Genomic DNA, 8,159 nt, shown 5'->3' with positions numbered 1-8,159 from the left:
TGAAAACGGACGGCATTTACGCCTGATATTGGCTATTTTATGGTCAACCCCGGCGTTGCCGGATGAATCGGCAGAGACCGGTAAATTGCTGGCTGTCTGAAAACGGCGTTTTTGCAGGGGCGACTAAAAAGACCGAAATAAAACAGCATTCCGGAGAACGAATCGATCCTGTGTAAGAAATTGGTATAGGCAAGAAAACCCACTTCAAAGGGTGCCATCAAAATCATCAGGGACGGGATCATGCCGTCGGCAACGGGTTCGTGGTGAATCATCCTCGACATGACCATGACAAAGAACAAAAGCGCGATCATCGTTCCGACAGCTATGGAGAACAAGATGACCTCGTGAGCCCAAGTGGGCGTGATGGATCCCCCGGCAATCGCAATATCCAAAGTCGCCACACCGGGAATAAACCAGGCAGGGACAGCGTTTTCTATGCCCAGCTTACCTTTCAACATCCGCCCCACGATTGAAAAACAGAGCACGAACGTCGAAACAACGCCCAGGCCCCAGGCAACGCGCCCGGCAGCCTGATTAAACGGGCCAATCACCGAGGAAAGGAGAAGGATAGAGATGGTAATCGTGCCGAAGAAATTTCCTGCGATTGGATGACGGAATTCGGCGACGACCGCCGCTGGATGTTTGCAGGCCTTAACAACATACCCGATGGCCAGCACCACAAACACCACCACGGCCAACACGCCGGTCACGTCAGAAGCCAGCTGCCCTACACCAAAAGCCTGGGCGGCCTGACGCCAGGCAATGGAAAGCCCTGCAATACCCATAACCGACGCGAACAGGTTAACGGGAAGGTTCCTGATCGATGATTCTTTTCCACGGGACTTTGACTTCAGTTCTGCAAAGGCTGTCATGAGGCACCGCCATCTTTCTGGGTAACAATCCACACCGAGATCGGAGCACTATGTAAAGGGCACATGCCGCCCTCCGATATCCGCTGATAGTATGCGATTCCACCATCAGTAATAATCACCCATAATTGACAAACACTATTCCAGGAATTGAGACAATGACGGACCGACTCGAATCCATGTCGATCCTGCTAGCGGTTGCGGATGCTGGCAGCTTCTCCGCAGCGGCGGTGCAGCTCAAGATTCCGCTTGCCACAGTAAGCCGCAAAGTGGGCGCTCTGGAAAAACATCTGAACGCCCGGCTCCTAAATCGAACCACCCGCCAACTCTCGCTTACCGAGGCGGGACAAGCCTACGTCGATGCGTGCCGGCGCATTCTTGAACAGGTGAACGAAGCGGAGCGCATTGCATCGGGAGAATACGTATCTCCGAGAGGCAATCTGGTTATCACCGCCCCTATTGCACTGGGGCGCCTTCACGTCCTTCCTGTGGTTACTGAATTTCTCAAAAGCTATCCGGAAATTGACGTTCGGATGGTACTGACCGATGACCTAGTGTCTCTCGTGGAGGAGCATGTAGATGTAGCAGTGAGGATTGCGAATTTGCCGGATAGCAACCTGGTCGCCACTCGCATAGGCTTGATGCGTACGATCGTCTGCGCCAGCCCCGCTTATGTTGCCGAGCACGGCACCCCGACGACCCCTAACGAGCTCACCGGTCATTCCTGTGTCACTTACGAACAGATGTCACACCGGCAATCGTGGGGCTTTGTTTCAGACAAGTCTGAATTCACAGTCCCCGTCCATTCCCGACTGTCGGTAAGTACCGCGGAAGCCGCCATCGACGCGGCCGTGGCCGGAATCGGCATTACCCGCGTGCAGTCCTATCAGATGGCCAATGCGCTTCACGCCGGCTTGCTCAAGGTTCTGCTTGAACGCTTCGAACCTGCACCGCGCCCGATCAATCTCATTCATACGGGCCAAGGGGTCTTGCCGTTGAAAGTGCGGACTTTTTTCGATTTCGCTGGCTCTCGACTGAGGGACCGAATGAAGAAAACCGGAGTTTGCTACTGAACGGACCCGATTCAGCACTTTCGTGAGTACCAGCCCCGCCGCCCAGTTTAGTTACATCGTTCCTCGGCGTTGACGACCACCTGATCCATGATGCCGGCACTAAATAAAGCGCAGGGTCGGGTTTTGCGCTTTGCTGACATCGGATTGCATTAAAAAGTCAGCAATGACAAACGACAAGCCTTGAACATCCCTCTTGGATTATCAAGCTCAGCACCGGATTTACCCTCCGGCAATCACCTAGCCACTCAAACCACCCTCACCAACTCCCCTTTCTCCCAACCCAGCCGTCCAACCTCCGCCACCTGCCGCCGCATTCCCGGCACGGGTCGGATCATGAACAGATCCCCATTGCGCCCCAGCAGGGATTTAGGCACGCCGCAGCCCCGCGCGAGGCCGGCGTGGACGTCCATGTGTTCGGCTTCGCCGTGGACGGGGATGGCGACTTCCGGCTGCACCCACTGGTACATGGCGCGCAGTTCGTCCTGGGCCGGGTGGCCGGAGGCGTGGATGGGGAGGTCGGCGGCTTCGGCGGTGATGACTTCGACGCCCTGCTCTTTGAGGTTCGCGATCAGGGCGTCGATGGCCTCTTCGTTGCCGGGGATGGCGCGGGCGCTGAAGATGACGCGATCGCCGGGTTCCAGCTCCACGTCGGGGTGGGTGCCCATGGCCATGCGGCGCAGGGCGGTGCGGGGTTCGCCCTGGCTGCCGGTGGCGACGGCCAGCACTTCTTCCCGGGGCAGGTAGCCCAGGTGGGCGGGGTTGATGAGGTGGTCGTCGGCGTTCCAGACGCCCGCGGCCTTGGCGGCGCCGCTCATGTTGATCAGCGACCGGCCGAGCAGGCCCATGTAGCGGCCGGTGGCGCGGGCGACGTTGGCGAGGGTGTGCAGGCGGGCGATGTTGCTGCCGAAGCAGGCGACGATGACGCGGCCCGGCGCGTCCTGGGTGGCCGCCAGCAGGCCTTTTTCCAGCACGGATTCGGAGGTGGAATGGCCGGCGACGGTGGCGTTGGTGGAGTCGCAGACCATGGCGGCCACGCCTTCTTCTGCCAGCGCTTTGAACGTGCCCGGCGCGTAGCCGTGGCCCACCAGGGGCTCGTCGTCCAACTTCCAGTCGCCGCTGTGGAAGATGTTGCCCGCCGGGGTGCGGATCATCAGGGCGTTGGGATCGGGGATGGAATGGGTCAGGGCCAGCCACTCCACCTGGAACGGGCCGATGGTGCGGCGCTCTTCCACGTCCACCACGTGGATCGGCACCCGGTGCAGCAGGTCGAATTCAGCCAGCTTGCGGCGCAGGATCTCGGCGGTGAAGCGGCTGGTGTAGACGGGGCACTGCAACAGCGGCCACAGGTACGGCACCGCGCCCACGTGGTCCTCGTGGGCGTGGGTGATGATCAGGCCCGCGAGCTGGTCCCGGCGGTCGGCGATGAACGCGGGATCGGCCATCTGCACCGGCGGTTCGCCGCGCTGGTGCACCGTGCCGTCCGCCACCACCCGCCCGGGCCGGGGAAAGGTCACCCCGCAATCCACCATCAGCCACTGGCCGTCGTGGCCGTAGAGGTTGAGGTTCATGCCGATTTCGCCGGTGCCGCCGAGCGGCAGGAACCAGAGGTCGTTGTGGTCGGGGGTCATGGCATCCTTGTGGTGGTTGTGGGTGAGCGAGCGGTGCAAGCCTGCAGTGTAACGCAGATTCCGGGTAGCGCCGCGGCCTCGACTGGCCGGTCAGTGCGGGGTGCGTTACCATCACCGTTTTGGTGCAGAGCCAATTATGGCCTCGCAAATAGCTGACTTTGTTAAGTTTATCAGCCGGTGTCCGCGCGTTTTGCGACAGCCGTTCCGATCTGCACGACGGCTGCGCCCGTATCACGGAGACGAATCCTGACCGGTCTCCACGTGCCGTGATCCCGGTGATCGCCGATCACCCGAACCCATCTGAAGCAGAAGCCTCCTATGACCGAAGCCGCTGTAAAATCCCGGGCGCCGTCCGCCGTGCTGACGCTGACCGGCATCCTGTTTGTGGCGCTCAACCTGCGCCCGGCCCTGACCAGCGTGTCGCCGGTGCTGAAGCGCATCGGTGAGACCCTGGCGCTGGGCTCGTTCGGTCAGGGGATTCTCACCACGCTGCCGGTGCTGTTCCTGGGGCTTTGCGCACCGCTGGCGCCGCGGCTGGCCCAGCGTATCGGGGTGGATCGGGCCGTGCTGGTGGCCACGGCGGTGCTGGGTGCGGTGCTGGTGCTCCGACCCTACAGCGGCACCGTAGGTCTGTTTGCCGGTACGTTGATCGCCGGCGGCTGCATCGGGGTGATGGGCGTTCTTCTGCCGGGTGTGGTGAAGCGGGACTTCCCGTCGTCCGCCAGCATCCTGACCGGGTTCTACACCGCGGTGCTCTGCCTGGGCGCGTCGGCGGCCGCGGGGACGACGGAACCCATGCGCTTGGCGTTCGGCGGCGATTGGCAGGCGGCGCTGGCAATCTGGACGATCCCGGCCTGGGTGGCGGTGGTGCTCTGGTGGCTGCAGCTCGACGGCAAGCACATCCCCAAACGCCCGACCAAACCGGCCCGCTCGCTGTTCCGGGATCCGCTAGCCTGGCAGGTAACGCTCTACATGGGCCTGCAATCGTCGCTGGCCTATTCGGTGTTTGGCTGGCTGCCGACGATCCTGCAGGATCGCGGGATGTCGGCGGTGAACGCCGGGATCGGTCTGTCCGTCTCGATCATGATCCAGATCGGCTCGGCCATCGCCGCCCCCTGGATCAGCAGCCGCATGCGGGACCAGCGGGCCATGATCACGCTGGCCGTGCTGTTCACCGGCGCCGGGCTGATGGGCTGCCTCTACGCGCCGATCGGCGGCATCTGGTTCTGGGCGGTGATCCTCGGCGTCGGCCAGGGCGGGACGTTCAGCATGGCACTGACCCTGCTGGCCGTGCGCGCCCGGGATCACGAGACCGCCGCGCGCCTATCCGGCATGGCCCAGGGCGTCGGCTACACCATGGCGGCGGTCGGCCCGCTGGTGCTGGGGCTGTTGCATGGGGCTTTTCACGACTGGCAGGTGGCCGGCGTATTCCTCGCGGTGATTGCCCTCGCGGCGCTCGGGTTCGGTCTGGCGGCGGGTCGTCCGCTTTACGTGGGGGAAGAACGCTAGTTTTCTACTTGAGGTCGGGAGGGGGGTACAAAGTGATGAGATGCGCATCTTGGTGAAAACTAGAGGCGTTTTTCGCAGCCTTCTACGACGGTGTCTTCGAAATTAATATTCGCATAGTGCGCATTCAACTGGGCGAACGTTCGTGCTCTTTTCTCGGATTCTGCATTGGCCAGGAAAGCTGACAGCTTCGTCGCAACATTGCTTTCATCGTCATCACGCCCGGCCCAGTTGCCCACACCGAGATCAGAAATCTGATGGGCATTGAAGGTTTGCTCAATCTGCGTGGGTAACCCGAAAAGCGGCTTTCCGGCGAGCAGCGCATCACAAACGGTGCCCACCCCGGCATGGGCGACCACCTTATCTGCGCCCTTCAAAGAGGCCGCCATATCCAGCGGAGAACCGCTCAACTGGAAGGAAGGTGACGCCAGCGCGCGCAGCTCCGGTGTCAACGTACCGGCATAATAACCCCGGACAATGGCGTTGCTTTTCGCCAGCGTTTTCAGCGCCGCATCCACGTGCTGACGCCCAGGTTTGAGGTAGACAAACACACGCTTGCCACCGCCACTTCCCCAGTCACACGCCTGGAAATTCATACTGTTGGATGGCGGCCCCACATAAACCGGCGCGGTCCTCTCGGCAGCAAAAGGGTCGAACTCCGGCAAGTCCGCATGGAACGCCGCATCGTGTTCATAAAGGTCTGCAATGCAATGAATTGCCGGCAAGGCGTGGCGCTTGGCTACCTGATTCACGTTGTCCACAACCCGCTGTTCGTTGCGCTGCATGGCTTCGAAGGGCGCCTTGATCCAGGGGCAGATATCCTGCACCGGAATCCCGGGGACCGGGAATGAATAGCTGTTGGAGACGATGACCCGGGGTATCGGAAGATTTCGTGACGCCAGCAACGCCGTGGGTGCGTAGTCAAAAATCACCAGATCGGGCTTCGCGTCTTCCAGCAATGTGCGCCATGCTTTCACCAGCGCAGAAAGTCCTTCGACGTCGCCGTAGCCTTTGTAAGCCAGGATATCTGCCAGGGTCTTAGTCAGCCTTGGTCGCTTCAGTCTTGGGAGCCAGACCGGAGACTGGATGAGCCGTGCGCGGGATTCCCTGAAAAACACGTTGGCGCGTGACAGGTCTTTGGCGGCAAGTGTGACCTTATGGCCACGGTCCATGAAGGCCTCTGCCAGCTTTGACAGACGGGCCAAGTGGCCAAGATCTTCGCCAAGTTCCCAGATGAGGAGGATGTGGGGCATAACGGGATTTATAGATTCCAATTACAAATAAAAAGCGGTTCTGCGATATCTCACCATGAAAATACTTAAGAAATTAATTCACTTCAATTGCCATTGCAGTCCTCAACGCCTTGTTGATTATGAAGTAATACCTCGCGATGGCTGTTTCAAACATCTATAATTCTTGACAACATCAAATAAATTAAACTTTGGTATGAAATGGATTTCATCCGCACAGTTGGTATTGACTAATTTTTCTGCGCTACAGTGCAAACTTTCTATTACGCCTGAACATCCTCAACCATGAGAACAGTTCCCGGAGCGTCAACTCATATCTCCGTCAACAACCTGACATTAACAATATTGCCTGTGAGATCTTCTAGATATTACAAAAATACAGTTTATGAAGCGACGGCACTACAACCAAAATTACTCCCCGTCCGGCACATACTCCACTACTAATTCAGACACGGGGCACAACACAAAAACGGAATGCAAATCTTCCATCAGAGCTTCCTCGTCGTCGACGGCGGGGATTTCGAATGAGAAGAACTCCCCATTTTGATCCCAGGTTTCCAAGTACATCATGTCGGCACCCCACGCCTCCAACACCTCTTCAAGCCGAGCATCTACTTTCTCACCAAAATGTTCCAGCATGCGGTCCTGAAAGACCATTCCCATCTCATTGCGCTCGAACAGACCGGTAAAGATAGTCTTCCAGGCATTCTGGTCATCTGGCCGGCATCTAAAAGCGACTCGGACTCTATTGTCCATTGGGATCCCCTTTGTGCCTGAGTCTTCTCCAAAAATTCTCGATAACGCTCGGAGTTACTGTACCTTCCTGAATCTGTATCTCGCGCCTGATTTTTTCTAGATCTCCCGGCAATTTTTCCACTGCGTTAAGCTCCTTCCGGAAATCACCCAAGAAGGCTTTTTTCTCGTCATCAAGCTGGCAGTTTTTGGGGTCTTTGTGTGCTTGCTCCATCTTCCTAATTATCGAACAAGTCAATTTTAGCGTTAACGCCTCTTTAGATTTTGGCCTTTTCAATTCTCCAGATACATATAATTTATATTTAAAATGCCCCTTTCCTGCATGAGATAACAAGGAAGACAAATAATTGGTAAAATTTGTCCAAAAAGGCGCTTGATCAAAATAATTATCGCCAGATAACCACTCATCTATTTTTATGAGCGCCGACCTCAGGAGCTTTTCAGGCTCGTAACTTATCTTTCTTTGTTTTTTTTCACCACCAATAGCAAAAGGAAAGTCCCGAACTTTTTCATAACGCTCGCCCATTACATATGCGAATAGCTTTACCTGCTCCCCTCTCAACATTCCATATATGGTATTTACATTAACAGATAATTGCCTAACCAGAACCCCGTATTCCTCGTCCGAAATCTCCCGGCTGTAATTTTCCCGTAAACAATACCGAATTCCTTCAATAGTAGGCACGGGGAAATGCTCAACCGCGTCGGCGGGGGGGATGTGTACACCTTCCGGTATACGACCTGTCATAAAATATTGTTTGAACTGCTTGACGCGGCGCCGTGTCAAACCTTCTTTAATATGGTCCTCGATCGGCCCCCAAGCGGCTTCCCGCTTCCGTTGCCATTCCGGATCTTCCGTAAACTCAAGCATGACTCCCCTCCACTAATCCGTGGCTATTTCTGGCGTTGGTACGGGACCATTTTGAAGCACGTCTGAGACCTTACAGCTAATAAGTCGCCCCTGCAAAAGTAAAAACCTGAACAAAGGCAATGAGTTGGCCTGACTTCGGGGTATAATATCCATCATAAATCTCCCCGTTTCGCCCAAAAACCGGAAGAAAGCCCCATGATCCCACGGGA

The 8,159-nt window shown here is 57.3% G+C and carries 6 protein-coding genes and 1 pseudogene; 2 read left to right on the top strand and 5 right to left on the bottom strand.

The window, feature by feature from the left end:
• Positions 1–170: 170 nt before the first annotated feature.
• A pseudogene (locus tag J3364_RS22320) lies at positions 171–872 on the bottom strand (SLAC1 family transporter); the annotation flags it as partial.
• Positions 873–1,027: 155 nt separating this feature from the next.
• On the opposite strand from J3364_RS22320, the gene J3364_RS22315 reads away from it, so the two are divergent.
• A complete protein-coding gene (locus J3364_RS22315; RefSeq protein WP_349560372.1) occupies positions 1,028–1,942 on the top strand; it encodes a LysR family transcriptional regulator in 915 nt (304 codons plus the stop codon).
• Between the two features lie 245 nt (positions 1,943–2,187).
• On the opposite strand, the gene J3364_RS22310 is transcribed toward J3364_RS22315, so the two are convergent.
• Entirely contained in the window at positions 2,188–3,570 is a 1,383-nt protein-coding gene (locus tag J3364_RS22310) for a ribonuclease J (protein WP_349560371.1), read from the bottom strand.
• Positions 3,571–3,888: 318 nt separating this feature from the next.
• On the opposite strand from J3364_RS22310, the gene J3364_RS22305 reads away from it, so the two are divergent.
• Positions 3,889–5,079 (top strand): CynX/NimT family MFS transporter, encoded by a 1,191-nt coding sequence (locus J3364_RS22305; protein WP_349560370.1) that lies wholly within the window; start codon positions 3,889–3,891, stop codon positions 5,077–5,079.
• Between the two features lie 59 nt (positions 5,080–5,138).
• Here J3364_RS22305 and J3364_RS22300 read toward each other — a convergent pair whose 3' ends face one another.
• From J3364_RS22300 to J3364_RS22290, 3 genes are all read right to left on the bottom strand, one after another.
• Positions 5,139–6,329 (bottom strand): glycosyltransferase, encoded by a 1,191-nt coding sequence (locus J3364_RS22300; protein WP_349560369.1) that lies wholly within the window; start codon positions 6,327–6,329, stop codon positions 5,139–5,141.
• Positions 6,330–6,737: 408 nt separating this feature from the next.
• Positions 6,738–7,082 carry a hypothetical protein gene (locus J3364_RS22295; RefSeq protein ID WP_349560368.1) on the bottom strand — a complete coding sequence of 115 codons (345 nt, stop codon included), beginning with the start codon at positions 7,080–7,082 and terminating at the stop codon, positions 6,738–6,740.
• Positions 7,072–7,950, bottom strand: a complete 879-nt coding sequence (locus J3364_RS22290) for a hypothetical protein (protein ID WP_349560367.1) — start codon at positions 7,948–7,950, stop codon at positions 7,072–7,074. Before J3364_RS22290 ends, J3364_RS22295 begins: the two co-directional genes overlap by 11 nt.
• Positions 7,951–8,159: the final 209 nt, after the last annotated feature.

This window comes from Marinobacter sp. NFXS9, from assembly GCF_040148665.1.
Lineage (GTDB): Bacteria > Pseudomonadota > Gammaproteobacteria > Pseudomonadales > Oleiphilaceae > Marinobacter_A > Marinobacter_A mangrovi.
Note: the sequence above shows the minus strand (reverse complement) of the source record. Positions and strands in the feature narration are given on the sequence as shown.